Raw genomic sequence first — 20,534 nt, forward strand, 5'->3', positions numbered from 1 at the left:
CAAGCACACCGCGTGCCAACTCGGGCTTTTTACGGGCTACCCCGTACATCCGGGCATTTCGGGCCCCGGGGGCGCCCCTATATCCCGAGTCCGACGGCAAATGCCTGTCAAAACTGCTATCAATCGTGACAGTGCAGTCGCGCAAGCCGCCCACGGGAGCGCCCATGACGACCGGTGACGACGAGTCGCCTTCCACCCCGAGCCGGCCCTCGCGCAGCAGGACCTACCAGGCCGTGCCCTCGACGAGCCCGTTCGCCCCGGATGCCGACCTGGACACGCACAACGAGCGGTTGATGCGCGAGCCCCGGCCCGGGGAAGCCCCTCCGGAGGAGCCTCGGGGCTGGGAGGCGCCGTACCGGGAGCCCAAGGCCCTGCTCGTGCAGCGCGAGGGCATCGAGGACCTGACGGTGCCGCTGTACCCGGACCGCTCGTATGTCTTCGGGCGGGCGCCGGAGTCCACCGTCGTCTTCCCGCATGACGCGGTGTCGCGGCAGCACGGGCGGCTGTCCTTCCGCGAGGACCAGCGCTGGGTGTACCGGGAGCTCAACTCGAAGAACGGGAGCTTCCTCGGGCGCACGGACGAGCAGGGCCCGGTGGACGCCCGCCTGCACTTCCAGCGGGTAGGCCCCTCGCGCGACCAGGTGCTCGAGGCCGGGGACGTGGTGCTGCTGGGCAACGGCAAGAGCCGCATCACCCTGCTGGCGGAGGTGCCGCCCGGCGCGGTGGCCGCCCCCCTCGTGAGGAAGGAGGTCTCCTCCGTCACGGCGCAACTGGAGCGATCCATCGAGCGCTGCGCCCGCCATCACCTGCCGGTGTTCCTGCTCGGGAAGTCGGGCACGGGGAAGACGTTCATCGCGCGGGACATCCACACCCGCAGCGGGGTGGAGGGCAACTTCGTCATCCTCAACTGCGGCCGGCTGCCCCAGGACACCGCCGCGCTCACCAGCGAGCTGCTCGGACACGTGAAGGGCGCGTACACCGGTGCGTCCCTCTCGCGCGTGGGCAAGCTCTACAGCGCCAACGGGGGCACGCTCTTCCTGGACGAGGTGGAGTTCCTCTCCAGCCTCGCGCAGGACTTCCTGGTGGACGTGCTGGAGGGCACGGGCAGCCTCGCGCCGCTGGGCGCGCCCCCGGACTTCCGCGAGCCGCCGCCCCGCTTCCGGCTCATCTCCGCCTCCAAGGTGCCGCTGCGGCAGACGGCGCTGCGGCCGGACCTCACGCAGCGGCTCGCCACGGGCGACTTCATCATCCTCCCCACGCTGGAGGAGCGGCACGAGGACATCCCCCACCTGGTGGAAGTCTTCCTGCACCGCCTCAAGGTGGAGCAGCAGTACGACGCCGAGCTCACCCGGGAGGCCATCACCTTCCTGCAGAAGGCGAGCTGGCCGGGGCAGATCCGCGAGCTGGAGTCGACGGTGCGGACGGTGGTGGCCCGCGAGGCGGCGCAGCAGGAGCTGGAGGGACTCGCACGCCACCGGACGCTCGTCACGCTGGAGTCGGTGAGAACCTACCTGGAGCAGCGGGAGCGGGGCTTCGGCGGCCCGGTCTCCGAGCCGGCGCAGCGGGGGACGCGGCCCTCGGTGGAAGCGCTCGCGCCCGTGCGCAAGCGCCCCGGTGACCTGACGGGCGAGGACATCCGGCGCGCCCTGGAGAAGCACGAGGGCAACAAGACGCGGGCCTCCGTGGAGCTGAGGGTCGCGCTCAACACCCTCAAGGCGCGGATGAAGGCGCTCGGGATTGAGTGACGAAGCGGGGGAGCCGCACGGGCACCCGCTCGAGGTGGGCCCGGTCCAGGTAGGGCCCCTGGCGCTCGTCCCCGGCCAGCGCGAGCGGTTCCGTGTGGAGGTGCGTCCTCCCGGTGGTGCAGCGTCCGACGAGTGACTGCACCCGCAGCACGTAGGGGCCGATGACCAGCTCGTCGTTGAAGGTGATGAAGGTGGGATGGGCCAGGGGCTCCCCGTTGAGCCAGGTGCCGTTGCTCGAGCCCTCGTCCATCACCACGGCTCCGCCTTCGACGGACACCAGCCGACAGTGCAGGCGGGAGACGAGCCCGTCCTCGAGCACGAGATCATTCTCCTCCGCGCGGCCGATGCTGACCTCGCGCGAGGCCAGGGTCCCCGTCTGCTTGCCACTCTTTCCGATACGCCCGACAGTGATGACGAACATGTGTGCTCCCGATGGAGAGGGTGGGCTGTCTCCCCAGCACAGAGCACGGCCCATGCCGGGAGCCACGTAGGGCCGATTCCGAGTCGTTCCAGGCACTTACGCCGGGCCGCTGCGTGTGACAGGGGGACCTGTCAGTATCGACTCGTCAAAGCTGCCATCAAGTCTGATGGCGGTCCGCGTGAAGGGGGAGCCGCATGACGACCCGGGAGCGGTCTGGCGAAGGGAAGGGCGGGGAGGCGCAGGAGGAGGCGCAGGGCGGAACGCTGAATGGCCCCTCGATGGAGAAGACGAGCATCTCCATCCGTGCGCTCACGGAGTCGCCGGAGCCCCGCTGGACGCCCGACCTGTCCGCCACCAGCGATGGACGGCTGAGGACGTTGGGGGAGCCGGAAGCCGGGCAGGAGGTGGAGGAGGCGCCGTACCGCGAGCCCCGGGCGCTGCGGGTGCAGCGCGAGGGCATCGAGGATCTGATCGTCCCCCTGTATCCGGACCGCTCGTACGTCTTCGGGCGGGCGCCGGAGTCCACGGTCGTCTTCCCGCATGACGCGGTGTCGCGGCAGCACGGGCGGCTGTCGTTCCGCGAGGATCACCGCTGGGTGTACCGGGATCTCAACTCGCGCAACCACAGCTTCCTGGGCCGCAGCGAGGTGGAGGTGGAGGGAGACGAGCGCAGGCACTTCCAGGAGATCAGGGCCTCGAGGGACCAGGTGCTGGAGGCCGGGGACGTCATCCTGCTGGGCAACAGCCGCAGCCGCATCACCGTGCTGGAGGAGGTGCCGCACGGACTGGTGGCGGGCGCGCGCTCCCATCAGGCGAAGTCGCCCGAGACGGCCCGGCTCGAGCGCGCCATCAACGTCTGTGCGCGGCACCAGCTCCCGGTGTTCCTGCTGGGGAAATCGGGCACGGGAAAAACATTCATCGCGCGGGAGATCCACAGCCGGAGCCGGCTCGAGGGAAACTTCGTCATCCTCAACTGTGGCCGGTTGCCCCAGGACATCAACGCACTCACCAGCGAGCTGCTCGGGCATGTGAAGGGCGCGTTCACGGATGCGTCCTATGCGCGGGTGGGCAAGCTCTACAGCGCCAACGGGGGCACGCTCTTCCTCGACGAGGTGGAGTTCCTGCCGCGCCTCGCGCAGGACTTCCTGGTGGACGTGCTGGAGGGCACGGGCAGCTTCGCGCCGCTGGGTGCCCCCGCGGACTTCCGCGAGCCGCCGCCCCGCTTCCGGCTCATCTCCGCCTCCAAGGTGGCGCTCCAGCAGACGGGGCTGCGGCCGGACCTCACGCAGCGGCTCGCGACGGGGGACGTCATCATCCTCCCCACGTTGGAGGAGCGGTGCCAGGACATCCCGAATCTGGTGGAGACCTTCCTGCACCGGCTCAAGGTGGAGCAGCAGTACGACGCCGAGCTGCACCAGCGATGCCATCGCCTACCTGCAGAAGGCGAGCTGGCCGGGGCAGATCCGCGAGCTGGAGTCGACGGTACGGACGGTGGTGGCCCGCGAAGTGGCGCTCCAGTCGATCGAGGGCATCGAGCACCGGCGGACCGTCATCACGCTGGAGGCGGTGAAGGCCTATCTGCTCCAGCGGCAGGCGGGGTTCGAGGGACAGGGTTCCGCCCCCGCGCCCCGGATGACCGTGGAGGTGCCCACGGTCGTGCGCAAGCGGCCCGCGGATCTGTCCGAGGAAGACCTTCGCGGCGCACTGGCGAAGCACGAGGGCAACAAGACCCGTGCGGCGCAGGAGCTGGGCATCGCGGTCAATACGCTCAAGGCCCGGATGAAGGCGTTCGGTATCGAGTGAGGGACGTGGGCGCGGTCCTTGGGAACATCCGCTGACAACTGCGACAATTTCCCCTCGCCCTCCGGGAGAGGGACGGGGTGAGGGTGTCGGGTGAACCCTTCGACCTTACCCATTTTTTCTGGGGCCCGAGGGAGCAGATCCGGGCGGTGAGTGAGAAGGACGGGCATTCACGGCGAGAGCAGTCCTCAACACCGGAAGTGCGCGGGCGGACTTGGGCTCCGTCAGTCTCAACACCCATTGGGTTTGGTGATGGCGAGCCTATCAGGACAGGCCGGCGGCGCGGGGGCGCGCAGCAACCCACAAAGAAAACGGCGCTCGCCCATGATTGGAGACGAGCGCCGCAAGGTGAAGCGGAGCGGCCGTGGCCACTCACTCCATGCACTTGTCGACCGCTGCCTCCAACTCACTCTTGGTCATTAATACCGGGGTCGTGCGCTTTGCATGCATGGCGCCCAAGGCGGCGGCAACCAACTGCTTCCCTTTGTAGGTGGGGGTGTACCCGACGGTGACTGGGTCCCTGAAGTCTAAGGAGGCCATCTGCACTCCCGACATGATCTTGCCGAAGGCCATGACATAGACGTCGTAGACCTCCTGTCCTTGTTGCTGTTGTGCCATGGGTATTGTCCTTTCTGAATGAGGCTCCGCGCCCAGCACGTGAGCGCGGAGCCGAACGTGGATTCGGCCTGGGCTGCATGCCGCCTTCCCGCTAGGTGACGTGGAGCTCACCTCACCGATGCGGGGTCGGCGCCTACCGCTTGTCCTTCGGCGGGTGCGGGTCGGTTCCGTAGCTGTTCTTCTGTCCAATCTGCCCATTCCGGTTGTGGATGGCGTGCTCAGACTCGTTGCCCCGCGCGATGGAGCGGCCGCGCTCGACGGCGTTCTCCTTCGTGCGGTGGTTGCTCACGACCTCGCCGTTCACCTTGTTGGACCAACCAGAGCCGTTCGGGACGGTGTGGACGTTGCCGCTGCCCTTCTTCGACATGACTGCCTCCGTATTCGGGTCATTCTGGGTTGCAGCAGGTGTGACATCGGGGAGGTTCAGCTTGATGCAGAGTTCGTAGTACAGGAGTTCATCTTGCGTCCTCGTCACGAGTGCGGCTCCTTTTGGAGATGGCCTCGCGCTCCTCGAACTGAGCGCGAGGCCGACGTGTTGAACTAGATGGCGGTGCTCACCAGTTGCAGGGCCACGCGGCAGCTCGGGCAGTTGGGGAGGACGTTGTTGTCCACCCAGTTGCCGAGCACCGCGCCGCCGGCGACGAGCGCCAGCGCGAGGAGCGGGTTCTTCTTGAGGGCGCCTGCGCCCAACATGGCGCCCGCCGTGGCGAGCCCGAGCTTGCCGCCGACGCGGGTGCCGACGTCGACCTTGTACTTACAGCAGGGACACTTGGCGATCATCATGGACTCCTTCGCGAGGTTGGCGTGGTGGCTCAGGCCGCACGGCGAACGGTGTTGGGGGTGATCTTCCACATCAGCCTGTACTCGTCGGGGCGAGTGTGCCGGTAGAGGTCGCCCGAAGTGCCCTCGATGAGGAAGCCGCTGATGGCATCTGCACCCTCCACCCACGCGTGACCACCGAAGGAGCCGCCGCTCCAGACGGAGCCGATGGCGACATCTGCGGAGACGCCCTGCGACACGAGCATCGAGACCACGAGGAGGGTGAAGTCCTCGCAATCCCCCGCGCGCCGCCGCAGGGTGACGGCGGGCGAATACCAGTAGTCGAAAGCAGGAGGATCGAGCTGGTACCTGAACTCCCCGGTGATGAACTTCTGCTTGAGCCACCCGGCCACCCGCTCGGCGAGAGGCGGCAGGAAGAGCGCCTGCGCCGGAGAGACATACGGAAAGAGGTGGGCCACCTCGTTGGGGCGGACCAACTTCTGGACGGCGTCGTGGTGCGCCTCCTTGTTGAACGGCACGCTGTAGGCTTCGGGAAGGTTGAACATTTGAGACATCTCCAGATTTGGGGAAAGCGCCCCGCGGTGGAGCCGTGGGGCGAAAAGGGACGGGTGGGGTTAGATGTTGCTGACGAGCTTCTGGACGTTCTTGTCGGTGGGGTTCACCAGCGTGAGGTGGGCCCGTGCTCCAGCCGGAGCGCCGTTCACCATCCCAGCGCCGATGCGCATCAGCCCCTCGAGCAGGAGGAAGCCGACCTGGGCGAGGCCGTTGCCGTTGGGACCCGCTTCCGCCGCCGCGCACTCGTCGAGCTCGTCGGCCAGCTTCCGCAGCTGCTGCGCGAACTCGGCCCCGTGCGCCTCCGCCTTCTCCGCGAGGTCGTCCGTGATGGTGTTGTGCTCCTTGGGCATGGCCTGGCCGATGCCGGCCGACACGTAGGTGGCGCCGGCACCGCCGAGAGCACCACCCAGCACCTCGAGGAAGGTGCTACCCTCGGACTGCCCCGTAGGCGCTTGGCGAGCGGCCCGAGTTCCACCGGCGAACGCGCCGATGACGTTGAGTGCATCGCCGTGCGTCCCCGGGTGCGGCTTGGAGGGCTGCGTGGGGGCAGGAACCACCGTCACCGCCGACATGTGCGGAGGCTGCACAGGGCGGGGATGCTGGACGGTGAGCGCCGCCTGGGGCCACTGCACCGGCTTGGAGGTGAGGACCGCCACGGGACGAGGCCGCTGCACGGGCTTGGCCATGCGGCCCTTCGCGGACCTGGGCCGGGCTCGCTGCTCGGGCACGTCATCCACGAGCATGGGGAACGGCCGGTTGCGGGCGACGATCTTCGCGCCCGTCTGCGGGTCGATGAACGACCAGCGGAAGATGAGCTTCTTCCCGGGCGGAATGGACGGGTACGACTTGTACTGGTTCTTCACGGCGTAACTCCTGCCCCACGTGCGGGGGCCAAAAGGTTTGTGGGTGTTGCGATGGGAGACCCGGCCCGCCTTCGTGGTGAAGGCGGGCCGGGGTGATGCGTGGAGCACCCGCACCGGAATCAGCGGTGGGTGTGCATCGACAACGCGGACCTGACACCAACGCCCCTGGACTACGGGACCGGCGACGCCACGGTGGATGTCGCCGGTGGGCAGGTCAGGGAGCCTGTTGCGGATGGGAGCTGTTGTCGTCCATCAGCACCCCCCGCATCAGCACCTCCCACACCACTTCCTCCACTTGGCGGTGGAAGCGCAGGGCGCAGAAATCCGGGCTGCGCCGGTTCTCCCTGAGCGTCTCGACGAACGACTTGGGCGCCCAGTTCCCCGTGCGGGTGGTGGACACGGGCCCATGCACGACGTCGACGCCCTCCGCCCTGAAGCGCCTGGTCCAACGGCGGTAGGGGATGGGGGCGTAGCCTTGGGCCTCCATGCTGGCGATGAAGGCACGCGCCCGCGCCTGCATCAGGCGCTTATCGGCGGGGTTCTTCTTCGGTGACATTCAGGGGCCCTCCTTTCGTACCCGCGAAAGGAGCCAGCACCCTAGAGCGACGCAGAGTGACGCAGAGTGACGCAGAGTGACGCAGAGTGACGCAAACTGCGTCAGAGTGCTTGACGGTCCCCCAAAGCAATGTATATATAAATTCGAAATCGGCCTGGGACATGTCCGTTTCCTGGTGCTGCGTCACGTTCATCAGGCTTTCGCGGCGTTGCAGCGCTGCGGAAGCCAGCCTTGCAGCTGGTTTTCGTTGCATTGTGCCCCCTCTCCTTTTGGGGGATGCGCACGTTAGCACGCCCGCTGCAGTTGTCCAGTCCAATCGTCACTGGGCTTGACTTTCTCTCCAGTTCCATTCAGCGGATGTAGGTGCTCGGTGAGCAGAGGCCAGGAGCTTCGCCACCTCTCCGTAGAGCCATAGGCGTTTCTGGTGAGGGCTGTCCTGGGTGCGGCATCTGCTACGGTGAACCGGAGAGGTTCACCACCCTGGCACTACCACCGCCCCTTCCGCTCCTCGTCCTTCTGCCTCTGTCCCTTGGGTTGCCCTCTGCAGCCCAGACCCAGCCCCCGGCCCGTGAGCGCCAGGAGCGGCAGGTTGTCCTCCCCAGCAACCCCAGTGAGCCAGCACCGGAGACGCGGGTGGCGGCCGGCGTCGCCACCTACCTCCGCTTCGACGCCCCCATCGACAGGGCTTCGGTGGAGGTAGAGGGGCGGGCAACGCGCTTCCGGGTGGTGGACCCGGGGGAGCGCACCATCACCCTTGAGCCCGCCTTGGAGCTGGGTCCCGAAGAGAGGCTGGTGGTGCGGGTGCGCTACAAGGACGGCGCCTCCCCGGCGGTGGCCACACTCGTGCTCGTCTCCCACCCCACGCTGGTGGACAAGGAGGTAGAGGTGGTGCGCCGCCCGCGTACCCTTGAGACTCTGGAAGCGGCGCTGGCGGAGAAGGAGGCGGAGCTCGCGGCACTGAAGGCCCAGTACGGAGTGGGCGGCCCTGCCGGGCTCGTGTTCTCGGGCCGAATCGACTGGAATGGAGTGGTAGTCCGGCGCACCGAGGATGTACCCACCGGTATCCAGGGTGGGTTGAAGGTGGCGGGCGGGGAGGGATATCGCGCCGGCCCCTGGGCGCTCGCCGTTGTCCGCGTGCACAACCTTCCGGGACAGAAGCCCTGGGTGCCAGGTAAGGCGCGGCTCACCCGCGCGGACGGCGCGCCGGTGAAGGTGCTCTCCGTGGACATGAACAAGGCGCAGCTCGCGCCGGGTGAGGAGGGCCTCGTCGCGGTGGAGCCAGAGTCCCCCTACTGGAAGGTGGGTGAGGTTTTCCGCCTCGAACTGCTGGACAAGAGCGGCGTCCGGCGACTCCCCATCCTCGACGTGGCTCTCTAGGAGGCAGGCCCCATGACGATGGAAGCCCTGCACCCGGACCACCTCCAACCCGGCCATAGGATAGGGCCCTGGCTCATCGTCCAGGTGCTGGGCAGGGGAGGTTCCTCCCGCGTCTTCAAGGTGGAGCGCGACGGCCACCCGTACTCCATGAAGATGGCGCTGCTCCCCCTCAACCAATCCACGGAGGAGCTCACGGAAGAGCAGTACGTGGAGGAGACGAGCGCCTACCGACGCCTGGCGCGCGAGGCCGCAGCCCTCTTCACCTACGCCTCCCACCCCAACCTGCTGCGCGTGTACGCGGTGGACTTCTGGCCCAACCCCACCCAGGGCTACCCATTCCTCGTCACCGACTTCGTGGATGGGGACAACTGGCACCGGTGGCGGTGGAGGAAGCCCCTTCACGCCGTTGAGCTGGCGGACACCTTCTCCAGTGTGGTGCGCACCGTGGGCGTCCTGCACGCACGCGGCGTGTACCACCGGGACTTGAAGGCGGAGAACATCCTCATCCGCCGGCAGGATGGCAGGCCCTTCCTCATCGATTTCGGCACCGTGCGCCTGCCGGGTGCCCTCACCCAGACGCTGGGACTGCCCGAAGGAGTCCTGCACCTGGTGCCGCCCGAGCTTCCTGGCCTACACGCGCACCGAGGCGTGGAAGCGGGGTGAACCCTTCCAGGGAGGCGTGCCCGCGGATCTGTACGCACTGGGGGTGTTGCTCTACCAGGGGCTCACCGACCTCCACCCTTTCAACCCGGAGCTGCCCGACAAGGAACTGCTGGCTGCCATCGCTTCGGTGCCCCCAACCGCCCCCCACGTCCTCAACCCCCTGGCACCGCGCGCCCTCAGTGACATCACCCTGAAGCTGCTGGAGAAACGGTCCGAGGACCGGTACCCGGATACCGACGCTCTGCTCCTGGCTCTGGAGGCGGCCGTCGAGAAGGTGAGGCAGTCCCCGGCCTGGAAGGTGCCGCTCTTCACCGTTGAGGGCAGTCCGGTGGAGCCATCACCCCAGGAGATGGAGGTGCAGCTGGCCCAGCCGCCGGAACCGGTACGCGAGGCTCCGGAAGAGGCTCAGCCGCCCAAGGAGGAAGAGAGCCAGGAGGAGGTGCGTCAGGAGGCGTCCGCTGCCTCTGTCCGCCCGCGCCGCGCGAGGTGGCCTCTGGTCCTGCTCGCGAGCCTGACCGTGCTCGGCCTTGCCTTGTGGCTGGTGCACTCCACACTCGCGCCCTCACCCGAGGCGCTGCTGCCTGGGTCTGGCCCCGAGAAAGGAATCCCACCCGTGTCCACCCCTCCCTCCACCCCCTCGAGTCTCCTCGCCGCCTGGTTGTGCGCCGTCGCCGGCATCGGCTGCCCCGCCGCCCAGGTGAAGCCTCCCGCGCCTGCGGACTGCCCCAAGGAGGCAACCGAGGCGATGTTCCAGGAGCTGAAGATCCGGACGGCCAGCCGCCTTCAGGCCGTCGTGGACATCAATCAGCCCGGCGATATGAGCGAGGAGGGCGTCTACACGGATGGTCCTGTCATCGGACGCCTCACGGTGGGAGACGGCAACATGCCCGAGGGGACGCTGCTGCACGGTCGTCTCTGGACGGGGCCCGGGATTTACGACCTCGAGACGAACGTGGAGCGCGCCGCCGTCATGGGGCACTACACCCTGGCCGTGCTGCCCGATGGGCGGAAGCTCCCCGTGTGCATCGTGCTGGGCAACCCGGACGGGCGCGTGCCCAAGCGGGAGGGCTCCAAGGAGGGAGCCGCAGTGCTGAACCGCGAGGTGCCGGTGAGCGCCGTCTGGCGCTGGCCCTGAGGGGCCCCTGGGAGCCGCCTCGGATGAGCGATGAGGCGGCCATCCATCCGGCCAACCAACTACAGGCCGACGAACTCGCACTCCCGAACGACGACGTTCATCAGCAGCCCGCTCACGCGACCGCGGATGGTGACGCGCGCGCCCGGGGAGATAGAGGCCGCCTTCTTGACGTGGACGTCGTCGAAGAGGCACTGCACCACGGGAATCTCAAGCTGCTGGCCAGTGCCCAGCGTCACGTAGAGGCTGTCGACAATGTCCCGCTTCACGTCACGGACGATGCCCGTCGTCTGGATGATGCGGCCCTTGTAATCAGCGCATTCTTATACATCCAGGACGGATAGCGGCGCGGATGCGCCAGAACATCATCTATCCAGGAGAATTCGGAATCCGGAACGAACAGGGGGTTCGTCATAGATGGGAACCTCCCAGGTCTTGCGGGGGGCCGCAAGAAGCATGACGCTACAGGTAGCCACAGCACCCCGCGTTTGGACACCGAATACGGTCAGCTTCTGCGCCTACGACCCCTCCGGAAAATGGGTAAGGTCGAAGTGAACCCGGGTTGAACCCCCTGCCCACACTGCGTGCCACGGGTTGAAGAACAGGCTCGGGCACCCTCACCCCCGCCCTCTCCCGAGGGGAGAGGGAGCATCCGTCACATCCCCACTGGGGGCTTAGGAGGCTCGGAAGAAAGAGTATTCCGAAAGTAATCGCCACTCCGAGTTGGGCTCCGATTCAATTGGAACATTTATTTTTCCGAGCCTCTTTAGCGCACCACCACCCGGTCGCGCCCCGCCTGCTTCGCCTGGACACATGCAGTCTCCGCCGCGTCCAGCAGGTTGCCGTAGGGCTCTCCGGGCTTCAACCCCGCGACCCCCACCGACGCCGTCAGGTGGAAGCCGCCTGTCTCCGAGCGGAAGCGCTTCTCCGTGAGCCGGCGCCGCAGTCCCTCCGCCAGCCTCACGCCCATGTCCGGCGTCACCGCGTAGAGGCTCGCCGCGAAGGCATCCCCTTCCATCCGGCCAATGGGCCCGCGCCCGTCCAGCTCCTCCGCGAGCTCGTCCACCAGCTCACTCAGCGCGGCGTCCATCACCTCGCGCCCGTGCGCATCGTTGCCCTCCTGGGTCTCGTCCACGTCCACCCAGAGCACCGTCAGGGGCATCCGCGCCAGGGTCGCGTCCGAGACCCCCTTCGCCAGCAAGGATTCGAAGTAGGGGCGCAGGTACGCCCCCGTCAGGGGACAGACGTGGGGGGCGTGTTGGGTCATGGGCGGATGGGACGGGGTTCAGCCCGTCTTGCGCGAGGCCGCCTTCGTCTTCGCGTGCGCCTTGTCGAAGCCCTCGTAGAAGCGCACCGCGTGGTCTCCCACCTTCTGGATGTGCTGGTTGTTCAGGTAGGCCGTCACCGGCGCCGCCACGAAAGGCATCGCCCGCCCCAACGTCTGGAGGCCTCCCTTCTTCAACAGCACCTCGGCCACCTTCCCCAGCACCCGGGGCCCCGTGCGCTGGATCGGACCCACTCCCGTCGTGTACCCGTACAGGTCCAACAGCTCGTTGCGCGCCCGCTCGCTCTTCAGGTTCACCTTGTACAGCGTGGCCACGTCCACCAGCAGCGTGAGCTGCAGCCAGGCCATCACCGTCAGGTCCGCCGGCAAGCCCAGCAGGCCAAACGCCCCGAACACCCCGCCCGTCATGCTCGCCACGTGCTTCTTCTCGTCGATGATGCGCTGCGCCCGCTCGCGCACGCCCGCCGACGGATAGCGCTGCTCCAGCTCCAACACCCGCTTGCGCGCCCGGGGCACCTCCTGCTGCACCAGGTCCGCCAGCTTCGTGTCCGCCAGCTTCTTCAGCTCCGCCGGCGTGAGCTGCTTCACCTTGTCCGCGATGGGGTCATAGAAGGCCATCTGTCTCTCCTCCCCTCAGTAACCCCGCTCGGCGAGGTAAAGGTCCACCAACGCGCCCTCTTCGTACCAGGCGTGACGCATCTCCGCGTCGAACCAGCGCGAGTCCGGCTTCGCCGTCCGCACCTCGAGCTTCACCCGGTTGGGCGCCGTGTCGATGACCGCCGCCCGCGCCTTGCAGCCCGAGCCCGGCTCGTCACCAAAGCCACCCTCCAGGCACACCTCGTCACCCACCGACAGCCGGCGCGTGTACTCGGTGGCCAGGTACTTCGCCTCGTCACAGTTGCCCCGCACCGACGAGCGGCCGTGCTGCTCGCACCGGTCCTTCAGCGGCGAGCGCACCAGGGGGACCGCCCCCACGAACGGATCCTCGTCATTGGGGTTGGGCCGGAAGGCTTCCCGGTCGGTGGTACAGCCCGCCAGCACCAGCAGCAGGCCTCCGCATGCCCAGGTCCACTTCATCGCGTCCTCGCCTCCGGGGCGGCACACCGCCCGTTGCTCCAAAAGGATGGACGCACGAGCATGGCAAGCCCGCGCCGGAGCGTAAAGCGGTGGGAAGCGGCGAGCGTTCTGCGCTGCTCAGGCGATGCGGCGCGCCGGGCCCGGAATCTCTTCCGTCCGCCCGGGCACGATGCGGTTCTTCTCGTCCACGAAGACGACCGTGGGCTTCCAGTTGAGCGCCTCGTGCTCCTCCACCTCGGCGAAGGTGGCCAGGATGACCAGGTCCCCCGGCTTGTTGAGGTGCGCCGCGGCGCCGTTGATGCAGATGACGCCGCTGCCCGGCTCGCCCTCCAGGGCGTACGTCTCCAGCCGGGTGCCCTGCGTCACGTTCCACACCGCCACCTTCTCGAAGGGGAGGATGTCGGCGGCGCGCAGCAACTGGCTGTCGATGGTGACCGAGCCCTCATAATCCAGGTCGGCCTGGGTGACGGTCGCGCGGTGGATTTTCGACTTGAAGAGGATTCGGCGCATGAGGGGGGCCCGGAAGAATGCCGCGCAACCGTAACGGCTGACGCGACGGGGGACAACCTTCAATGGCTCGTCCGCCCGTCCGGCCCCTTGCCCTCCCTGCTAACGCCGGAAATTCAGGAGTTGGGAGACGTCCAGGGGCACGTTCTGGCCGCCCGACAGCAGCTTGCCGTCCCACTTCACCTGCGCATTGCCGCCCGAGCGCAGGGCGTTGGCGGCGCTGGCGGCGCTCAGGAAGTTGATGGTGAGGGGCAGGGTGAGCTGCCTGGTGCCTCCGGGCTCCAGCAGGCCCAGGTCACCGGTGTTGAGGTTGCCCACACTGGAGCCGGCCACCTTGAGGGCGCCGCTGATTCCGCCCACCGGGAGCGGGAAGCTGTTGCGGTTCTTCACGGTGATGGGGAACTCCACCGTGGCGCCCTGCAGGGTGACGTTGGCGATGCGGGGGGCCTCGAACTGCACCTGGGGAATCTTGGGGACCTCGAAGACGCCCTCGTGCGCCAGGGGAAACTTCAGCACGCCAATGGGCGTCTTGATGCCGATGCTGCCCTGGGCCTTGTAGCGGGCGCTGTCCTTGGTGAGGAACGTCGTCACCACGGGGGCGATGTCCGCGAACTTCACGTTGGCGGGGAAGACGAGCTCGGACTTGCCCTTGGCGGCGATGTTCAGGCCCTTGGGAGGGGTGCCGGCCACCACCTGCTTGTCCTCGACGAAGAAGGCGTAGTCGATGGAGGCCAGGGAGAGCCCCAGGGGGTTGGGGTTGTCGAGCTGGTAGACGAGATCGACGGTGGCGTCGGAGAGCGAGGCGTTGGTCAGGCGCGCCGTCTTGAAGGTGAGGCGCGGCTTCTGGAAGGCGTTCTTCAGCATCTTCTGCATCGAGGCGCAGCCAGCGAGCAGGACGAGGCCGAGGGTCGCGAGGAGGAGGAGGGGACGGTTCTTCAGGGTCATGGTCATGAGCTTGTCAGCGGACGCGCGGGGAGCCGAGCAATTCAAACCGGCTCGTGGAGCGGGCCGCCACCCGAGGGGGGAATGCATGGGGCCCGGCAGGGGTGGTAAGTCTGCTCCCGTGAGAAAGCACGACCGATTTTCCCGGCTCCTGCCCGCCGTCCTGTGTGCCCTGCTGGCGCTGCCCGCCTGTACCCGGAGTGCGGGTGCGGAGCCCGCGCGCAGGATGGCGCTCGAGCCCTGCCGGCTGGAAGGGGTGGGGCGGCAGGCCCTGTGTGGCACCCACGAGGTGTGGGAGGACCGCGCGGCGAAGAAGGGCCGCAAGGTGCCGCTGAAGGTGGTGGTGGTGCCGGCGCTCGCGGCCTCGCCGGAGCCGGACCCGTTGGTGCTGCTGGCCGGTGGCCCCGGACAGGGCGCCGCGAAGCTGGCCGGACAGATGGTGCCCGTGCTGGAGCGCATCCAGCGCACGCGGGACCTCGTCTTCGTGGACCAGCGCGGAACCGGGGACTCGAAGCCGCTCGAGTGCGACCCGGTGCCGCCCGACGCGCCGCTGGCCAAACAGTTCGACGCCACCTTCTACGAGGAGGAGTTCCGCAAGTGCCTGGCGGGCTACGACGCGGACGTGCGCCTGTACACCACGCCCATCGCCATGGACGACCTGGACGAGGTGCGCGAGGCGCTCGGCTACCAGAAGCTCAACCTGTACGGCGTCTCCTACGGCACGCGCGCCGCGCTGGTGTACCTGCGCCAGCACCCGGAGCACGTGCGCTCCGTCATCCTCGAGGGCGTGGCGCCCATGTCGCTGCTGCTGCCCCTCTACGTCGCACGCGACAGCCAGCGCGCCCTGGAGCTGCTCTTCACCCACTGCGAGCAGGACGCGCAGTGCGCGAAGCGCTACCCGGAGCTGCGCGGCCGCTTCGACGCGCTGCTGGCGCAGTTGCAGCAGGCGCCCGTGCGCACGAAGGTGGAGCACCCGCTCACCGGCGTGCCCGAGGAACTCGTCCTCTCCCGGGATGCCTTCACCGGGGTGCTGCGCGGGCTGCTCTACATGCCCGAGGCGGCGTCGCTGGTGCCGCTGGTGCTGGACCGGGCCACCCAGGGCGACTGGCGGCCGCTCGTCGCCATCCACCACAGCATGAGCAGCGGCGTGAGGGGCAACCTGAGCCAGGGCATGTTCCTCTCGGTGGTGTGCGCGGAGGACGCCCCCCACATTCCGCCCGAGGCCATTTCCCGCGAGGCGAAGGGCACGTGGCTGGGCGAGGCGGGGGTGAGCAACATGCTGCTGCCCTGCGCCTTCTGGCCGCGCGGCGAGCTGCCCAAGGACTACCGCGAGCCGGTGAAGTCGGACGTGCCGGTGCTGCTGCTCTCCGGAGAGTTGGACCCCGTGACGCCGCCCTCGTGGGGTGACGACGCGAAGAAGACGCTGACGCGCAGCCTGCACGTGACGCTGCCCGGAGTGGGGCACGGGACGAGCTCCATCGGGTGCGCGCGCGCGCTGATGGCGGACTTCGTCAACCGCGCCAGCGTGGAGGGGCTCGCGTCGAAGTGCGGCGAGGGCCTCAATCGTCCCCCCTTCTTCACCTCCTTCGCCGGCCCGGTGCCCTGACATGATCGAAGTGACGAACCTGCACAAGCGCTTCGGCGCGGTGACGGCGGTGGAGGACGTGAGCTTCCGCGCCGAGGACGGGGTGGTGACAGGACTGCTCGGGCCCAACGGTGCGGGCAAGACGACCACGCTGCGGATGCTCTACACGCTCATCCGCCCGGACAAGGGCAGCGCGAAGGTGGACGGGCTGGAGGTGGCCGAGCAGCCGCTGGAGGTGCGCCGCTCCATCGGCGTGCTGCCGGACGCGCGCGGCCTCTACCCGCGCCTGACGGCCCGCGAGCACATCCACTACGCCGGCGAGCTGCACGGCCTGTCGGGCACCACGCTGGACAAGCGCATCGGCGAGCTGGTGGAGCTGCTGGAGATGAAGGAGATAGAGCACCGGCGCACCGAGGGTTTCAGCCAGGGCGAGCGCATGAAGGTGGCGCTGGCGAGGGCGCTGGTGCACGGGCCGCGCAACGTGCTGCTGGACGAGCCCACCAACGGGCTGGACGTGATGAGCACGCGCGCGGTGCGCACGCTCATCCGCCGGCTGCGCGAGCAGGGGCACTGCGTGGTGTTCTCCAGCCACGTGATGCAGGAAGTGGCGGCGCTGTGCGACCGCATCGTGGTGGTGGCGCGGGGCAGGGTGGTGGCGGAGGGCACCCCGGACGAGCTGCGCGCGCGCACGGGCAAGGACAGCCTGGAGGAGGCTTTCGTGACGGTCATCGGCAGTGACCAGGGGTTGATGCAGTGAGGGCGCTCCTGACGGCGGTATTCCGCAAGGAGATGAGGGACCATCTGCGCGACCGGCGCTCGGTGATGAGCGTGCTGGGCGGCTCGCTGCTGGGGCCCATCATCTTCGCGGCGATGTTCACGATGGTGGCCTCGTGGAACCGGCAGGACAAGCCGCTGGAGCTGCCCGTGGTGGGGCGGGCCCACGCCCCCAGCCTGATGGCCTTCCTGGAGCGCTACGGGGTGCAGCTCTCCGATGCTCCGTCCGACTACGAGGCGCGCATCCAGGCCGGCACGCTGGACGCGGTGCTCATCGTCCCCGAGGACTACGGGAAGGACTTCTCGGCGGGACGCTCGGCGAAGGTGCAGCTCGTGATGGACAACTCGCGCAACAAGGCGCGCTTCACCATCCGCCGGGCGCAGCAGCTCCTGGGCCAGTACGCGGGCGTGCTGGGCACGCAGCGGTTGATGGCGCGCGGGGTGGCGCCGGAGCTGGCCTCGCCGGTGCGGGTGGAGGAGGTGGACCTGGCCACGCCGGAGCGGCTGGCGGCGAGCATCCTCAACATGATTCCGCTCTTCCTGGTCATCGCCTGCTTCATGGGCGGGTTGAACGTGGCCATCGACACCATGGCGGGCGAGCGGGAGCGCGGCTCGCTGGAGCCCCTGCTGCTCAACCCGGTGCAGCGCGGGACGCTGGTGGTGGGCAAGTGGCTGGCCACCACGGTGTTCTCCTGCACCATGGTGGTGGTGGTGGCGGTGGCCTTCGTGCTGGTGGCCAAGCGCGTGCCGCTGCAGGACCTGGGCGTGAAGGTGAGCCTGGATGCGGCGGCGGCGGTGGGCATGATGGGCGCGGTGCTGCCGCTGGCGCTGCTGGCGTCGGCCATGCAGATGCTGGTGGCCACCTTCGCGCGCTCCTTCAAGGAGGCCCAGACGTACCTGCAGCTCCTGATGATGCTGCCGATGATTCCGGGCATGATGCTGGCCCTCTCTCCCATCCAGAGCCAGATGTGGATGTACGTGGTTCCGGTGCTGGGCCAGGAGCTGCTGGTCTCGGAGCTGATGCGCGGCGAGCCGCTGGGGCTGCTGCCCTTCGTGCTGAGCACGGTGGGCTGCGTGGCGCTGGCGGCCGTCTGCCTGGCGGCCATCTCCCGGCTGCTGAGCGACGAGAAGATCGTCTTCGGCCGCTCCTGAGTCATTCCCCTCCCACTCCCCAGTGGGAGGGGCTTTCAGCTATGTCTTGTCCAAGAGCCCCCCCTCGCCCTACCGCTCTACACCTCGGGAAGAAAATTCATGAGCCAGCGGCTGAACCTGTTCGATCCTGACTTTCGCGAGAACCCCTACCCGCACTACGCGAGACTTCGGCGTGATTCGCCCGTGTGCCAGGTAGATCCGAATGGCTTCTGGATGCTGACGCGGCATGAGGACATCGTCGCGGCCTTCAAGAATCCGGAGCTCTACTCGTCCTCGGCGCTGCGGATGGCGGGGGCGCCCCCCTGGCTGGGCCGCAGCAACCCGCTCGTCGACTCGATGATCGCCGCGGAGCCGCAGCGGCATGGCCGGTTGCGCAACCTCATCAGCCGCGCCTTCACCAACGTCATGGTGGGCCGCATGGAGGCGTATGCGCGCGATGTCGTCATGCGCCTCACCGACATGCTCTTCCAGTCGGAGACGGTGGACTTCATCCCCCAGTTCGCCCTGGCGATGCCCGCCAACCTCATGGCCCTGCTGCTGGGGGTGGATCCCGCGCTGCAGAAGCGTTTCAAGGGCTGGGCGGATGACATCAGCGGCGCGCCGGCCGTGGCGCTCGATGATGTCGTGCGGCAGGAGCAGGTGCGCACCACCCTCCAGGAGATGGATGTCTACCTCCGCGAGGTGCTGGAGCGGCGCCGTCAGAAGCCCACGGATGACCTGGTGAGCGATCTGCTCCAGATCCAGGTGGATGGCGAGCGCCTGACGGAAGAGGAGCTGCTGTCGTTCCTGTCGCTGCTGCTGGTGGCGGGCCTGGAGACGACGACGTTCCTGCTGACCCACATCGCGTTGATCCTCGCCAAGAACCCGGAGTGGTTCGACCGCCTGCGCACCAATGACGTGCTCATCAACCCGTTCATCGAGGAGGTGCTGCGCTACGAGCCGCCCAACCACTTCGCGATGCGGCTGGTCATGCAGGACACGGAGGTGAGGGGCGTCAAGCTGCCCGCGGGTTCGCCCGTGCTGCTCTCGCTCGCCTCGGGCCTGCGCGACGAGGCCCATTACCCGGACGCGGAGCAGTTCAATCCGGAGCGCGGCGTCCAGGCCAACCTCGCCTTCGGCCATGGCATCCACTTCTGTCTGGGCGCGCCCCTGGCCCGCATGGAGGCCCGTGTGGCGCTGGATACCATCCTGGCCTCGTTCAGCCGGTTCGAGCTCGCGACCGACAAGATTCAGTGGATGCACTCGCTGTTCTTCCGCGCGCCCACCTCGCTGCCGCTGCGTTTCACCCCGCTCTAAGGGGCGCGGGGAGGGTGTAGGGCGGGAGTGAGCACGGCGCCAGGGCCCTGGTGATTCGAGCTCCTCCCGCCGCGCCTGCCTGGAGAACGGGCGGGCTGTCTCTTCCGTGCGTGGGCGTGCCTCACGAAACCGGCGGGCGGGCTCCATCCCCGCGGTGCCGGTCTCGCCGGGCACCTCCATCCAGCACGAGGGGGAGCGCATGAGGGTCCTCCCTGGGGTCCTCCATGAAGGTTGAAGGCTTGTTCCCGCGCACGTGGCGCGCGCTGCGGCGCCGGCGGGGACGGCCGGTGCTCTGGTTGCTGCCCGTGGGGCTGATCGGCGTCTGGGCCATCTGGTTCCTCCAGGCGCGGGTCACCGTCTACGAGCGCAGCGTGCAGGCGCGGCTGGAGGTCCATCGCGAGGTGTACGCGGTGGATGCCCCCGTGGATGGCCGGGTGGTGGGGACGCGGGTGGAGCTCCACCGGTCCGTGCGCGCGGGGGATGTCCTCGTCGAGCTGGAGCGTGACCAGGAGGCGCGGCACGTGGCGGAGGCGGAGGCCGTGCTCCAGGGGTTGGGGCCGCAATTGGACGCGGCGCGCGCGGAGCTCGAGGCCGAGCAGCTCGCGCTGGTGGAGCAGAAGGGGCAGGGGGCCGCGGGCGTGGAGGAGGCGCGGGCCCGGCTCACCGATGCCGAGGCGGTGGCACGCCGCGCCAGGAAGGAGGCGGCCAGCTTCGAGCAGCTCTGGAAGCGCGGGGTGGTGAGCGAGATGGAGTGGAGCCGGGTGCGCACGGAGCTGGAGCGCTCCGTGGCCGCCGAGCAGGCCGCGCGTGCCTCCCTGTCCCGGGTGAGATCCGAGGGAACGATGCAGTCCACGGACCGGCGCACCCGCCTCGCCGCGCTGCGGGGGGAGATTGCGCGGCTCGAGTCGGAGGAGCGTGTCGCACGCGCCACCCTGGAGCGTCTGCGCGAGGAGCTGGAGCGCCGGGTCGTGCGAGCACCCGCGGAAGGAGTCCTCGGTGAGACGAGCTCCGTGCGGGTGGGCGCGCGGCTCGCGGCGGGAGCTCCCATCGCGACGGTGGTGGCGGGTGGGCCGGTGCGCGTCGTCGCGCAGTTCACCCCGGAGGCCCTGGGGCGGATCCGCGCGGGCCAGCCGGCACGCATGCGGTTGGAGGGCTTCTCCTGGACGGAGTTCGGCATGCTCGAGGCCACGGTGGTCGCGGTGGCGAGTGAGGTCCGCGAGGGCCTGGTGCGGGTCGAGCTCTCGGTGGATGCGCTGCCGCCGGGCATTCCGCTCGAGCACGGGCTGCCGGGCACCCTCGACATCGTGGTGGGGCGGGCCACGCCGATGCGGCTCGTGCTCCGCACCATGGGGCAGGGGCTCGAGGGCCCGGCCCAGGTGCCGCAACCGAAGGGCGGGAGCTAGCCC

Annotated in this window: 22 protein-coding genes and 2 pseudogenes; 11 read left to right on the forward strand and 13 right to left on the reverse strand. The window is 68.6% G+C overall.

Annotation, left to right across the window (positions count from 1 at the left end; translation table 11 throughout):
* Window positions 1–164 precede the first annotated feature (164 nt).
* A complete protein-coding gene (locus ACN28I_RS34740; protein WP_420946200.1) occupies window positions 165–1,745 on the forward strand; it encodes a sigma-54-dependent Fis family transcriptional regulator in 1,581 nt (526 codons plus the stop codon).
* Here the strand turns inward: ACN28I_RS34740 and ACN28I_RS34745 are convergent.
* Complete coding sequence (locus ACN28I_RS34745; protein WP_420946201.1) at window positions 1,711–2,166, reverse strand: FHA domain-containing protein; 456 nt, start codon at window positions 2,164–2,166, stop codon at window positions 1,711–1,713. The genes ACN28I_RS34740 and ACN28I_RS34745 overlap by 35 nt on opposite strands.
* A gap of 278 nt (window positions 2,167–2,444) precedes the next feature.
* On the opposite strand from ACN28I_RS34745, the pseudogene ACN28I_RS34750 reads away from it, so the two are divergent.
* Together ACN28I_RS34750 and ACN28I_RS34755 are read left to right on the forward strand one after the other, a co-directional pair.
* Window positions 2,445–3,404 (forward strand): annotated as a pseudogene (locus ACN28I_RS34750) (sigma 54-interacting transcriptional regulator); the annotation flags it as partial.
* Between the two features lie 394 nt (window positions 3,405–3,798).
* Complete coding sequence (locus ACN28I_RS34755; RefSeq protein ID WP_420948774.1) at window positions 3,799–3,969, forward strand: helix-turn-helix domain-containing protein; 171 nt, start codon at window positions 3,799–3,801, stop codon at window positions 3,967–3,969.
* A gap of 369 nt (window positions 3,970–4,338) precedes the next feature.
* Here ACN28I_RS34755 and ACN28I_RS34760 read toward each other — a convergent pair whose 3' ends face one another.
* The 6 genes from ACN28I_RS34760 to ACN28I_RS34785 all read right to left on the reverse strand — a co-directional run bounded on the left by ACN28I_RS34760 (window position 4,339) and on the right by ACN28I_RS34785 (window position 7,338).
* Window positions 4,339–4,584 (reverse strand): hypothetical protein, encoded by a 246-nt coding sequence (locus ACN28I_RS34760; protein WP_420946202.1) that lies wholly within the window; start codon window positions 4,582–4,584, stop codon window positions 4,339–4,341.
* 133 nt (window positions 4,585–4,717) lie between these two features.
* A complete protein-coding gene (locus ACN28I_RS34765) occupies window positions 4,718–5,059 on the reverse strand; it encodes a DUF2188 domain-containing protein (protein ID WP_420946203.1) in 342 nt (113 codons plus the stop codon).
* A gap of 65 nt (window positions 5,060–5,124) precedes the next feature.
* Window positions 5,125–5,367, reverse strand: coding sequence for a hypothetical protein (locus ACN28I_RS34770; protein ID WP_420946204.1), 243 nt, complete (start codon window positions 5,365–5,367; stop codon window positions 5,125–5,127).
* Between the two features lie 29 nt (window positions 5,368–5,396).
* Window positions 5,397–5,909 (reverse strand): transglutaminase domain-containing protein, encoded by a 513-nt coding sequence (locus ACN28I_RS34775; protein ID WP_420946205.1) that lies wholly within the window; start codon window positions 5,907–5,909, stop codon window positions 5,397–5,399.
* A gap of 69 nt (window positions 5,910–5,978) precedes the next feature.
* Complete coding sequence (locus tag ACN28I_RS34780; protein ID WP_420946206.1) at window positions 5,979–6,782, reverse strand: hypothetical protein; 804 nt, start codon at window positions 6,780–6,782, stop codon at window positions 5,979–5,981.
* Window positions 6,783–6,996: 214 nt separating this feature from the next.
* A complete protein-coding gene (locus ACN28I_RS34785) occupies window positions 6,997–7,338 on the reverse strand; it encodes a hypothetical protein (RefSeq protein WP_420946207.1) in 342 nt (113 codons plus the stop codon).
* A 522-nt stretch (window positions 7,339–7,860) separates the two neighbouring features.
* Here ACN28I_RS34785 and ACN28I_RS34790 point away from each other — a divergent pair.
* Genes ACN28I_RS34790 through ACN28I_RS34800 form a run of 3 tightly spaced genes read left to right on the forward strand, consistent with a single transcriptional unit; the run spans window position 7,861 to window position 10,513 of the window.
* Window positions 7,861–8,715 (forward strand): DUF2381 family protein, encoded by an 855-nt coding sequence (locus ACN28I_RS34790; protein ID WP_420948775.1) that lies wholly within the window; start codon window positions 7,861–7,863, stop codon window positions 8,713–8,715.
* Window positions 8,716–8,727: 12 nt separating this feature from the next.
* Window positions 8,728–9,378: a serine/threonine protein kinase gene (locus ACN28I_RS34795; RefSeq protein WP_420946208.1), complete on the forward strand. Its 651-nt coding sequence runs from the start codon at window positions 8,728–8,730 to the stop codon at window positions 9,376–9,378.
* Between the two features lie 16 nt (window positions 9,379–9,394).
* Window positions 9,395–10,513, forward strand: a complete 1,119-nt coding sequence (locus tag ACN28I_RS34800) for a hypothetical protein (protein ID WP_420946209.1) — start codon at window positions 9,395–9,397, stop codon at window positions 10,511–10,513.
* Window positions 10,514–10,572: 59 nt separating this feature from the next.
* On the opposite strand, the pseudogene ACN28I_RS34805 reads toward ACN28I_RS34800, so the two are convergent.
* The 6 genes and pseudogenes from ACN28I_RS34805 to ACN28I_RS34830 form a co-directional block, all read right to left on the reverse strand.
* A pseudogene (locus tag ACN28I_RS34805) lies at window positions 10,573–10,812 on the reverse strand (OB-fold protein); the annotation flags it as partial.
* Between the two features lie 464 nt (window positions 10,813–11,276).
* Window positions 11,277–11,777: a GGDEF domain-containing protein gene (locus ACN28I_RS34810; protein ID WP_420946210.1), complete on the reverse strand. Its 501-nt coding sequence runs from the start codon at window positions 11,775–11,777 to the stop codon at window positions 11,277–11,279.
* Between the two features lie 18 nt (window positions 11,778–11,795).
* Window positions 11,796–12,413: an EcsC family protein gene (locus tag ACN28I_RS34815; protein ID WP_420946211.1), complete on the reverse strand. Its 618-nt coding sequence runs from the start codon at window positions 12,411–12,413 to the stop codon at window positions 11,796–11,798.
* 15 nt (window positions 12,414–12,428) lie between these two features.
* Complete coding sequence (locus ACN28I_RS34820) at window positions 12,429–12,872, reverse strand: hypothetical protein (protein WP_420946212.1); 444 nt, start codon at window positions 12,870–12,872, stop codon at window positions 12,429–12,431.
* Between the two features lie 117 nt (window positions 12,873–12,989).
* The gene (gene panD / locus ACN28I_RS34825) at window positions 12,990–13,382 is read right to left on the reverse strand and encodes an aspartate 1-decarboxylase (protein WP_420946213.1); all 393 of its coding nucleotides are present in this window, start codon (window positions 13,380–13,382) and stop codon (window positions 12,990–12,992) included.
* Between the two features lie 99 nt (window positions 13,383–13,481).
* Window positions 13,482–14,324: an LEA type 2 family protein gene (locus ACN28I_RS34830; protein WP_420946214.1), complete on the reverse strand. Its 843-nt coding sequence runs from the start codon at window positions 14,322–14,324 to the stop codon at window positions 13,482–13,484.
* Between the two features lie 85 nt (window positions 14,325–14,409).
* Here ACN28I_RS34830 and ACN28I_RS34835 point away from each other — a divergent pair, with 85 nt between their 5' ends.
* The 5 genes from ACN28I_RS34835 (at window position 14,410) to ACN28I_RS34855 (ending at window position 20,531) form a co-directional block, all read left to right on the forward strand.
* Window positions 14,410–15,927 carry an alpha/beta hydrolase gene (locus ACN28I_RS34835; protein WP_420946215.1) on the forward strand — a complete coding sequence of 506 codons (1,518 nt, stop codon included), beginning with the start codon at window positions 14,410–14,412 and terminating at the stop codon, window positions 15,925–15,927.
* A 1-nt stretch (window position 15,928) separates the two neighbouring features.
* Window positions 15,929–16,663, forward strand: a complete 735-nt coding sequence (locus ACN28I_RS34840) for an ATP-binding cassette domain-containing protein (RefSeq protein WP_420946216.1) — start codon at window positions 15,929–15,931, stop codon at window positions 16,661–16,663.
* Window positions 16,660–17,832 (forward strand): ABC transporter permease, encoded by a 1,173-nt coding sequence (locus ACN28I_RS34845; RefSeq protein WP_420946217.1) that lies wholly within the window; start codon window positions 16,660–16,662, stop codon window positions 17,830–17,832. Before ACN28I_RS34840 ends, ACN28I_RS34845 begins: the two co-directional genes overlap by 4 nt.
* 99 nt (window positions 17,833–17,931) lie before the next feature.
* A complete protein-coding gene (locus ACN28I_RS34850) occupies window positions 17,932–19,128 on the forward strand; it encodes a cytochrome P450 (protein WP_420946218.1) in 1,197 nt (398 codons plus the stop codon).
* A 224-nt stretch (window positions 19,129–19,352) separates the two neighbouring features.
* Window positions 19,353–20,531: an HlyD family secretion protein gene (locus ACN28I_RS34855; protein ID WP_420946219.1), complete on the forward strand. Its 1,179-nt coding sequence runs from the start codon at window positions 19,353–19,355 to the stop codon at window positions 20,529–20,531.
* Window positions 20,532–20,534 lie beyond the last annotated feature (3 nt).

The sequence above is a fragment of the Archangium gephyra genome (genome assembly GCF_049060025.1).
Lineage (GTDB): Bacteria > Myxococcota > Myxococcia > Myxococcales > Myxococcaceae > Archangium > Archangium gephyra_A.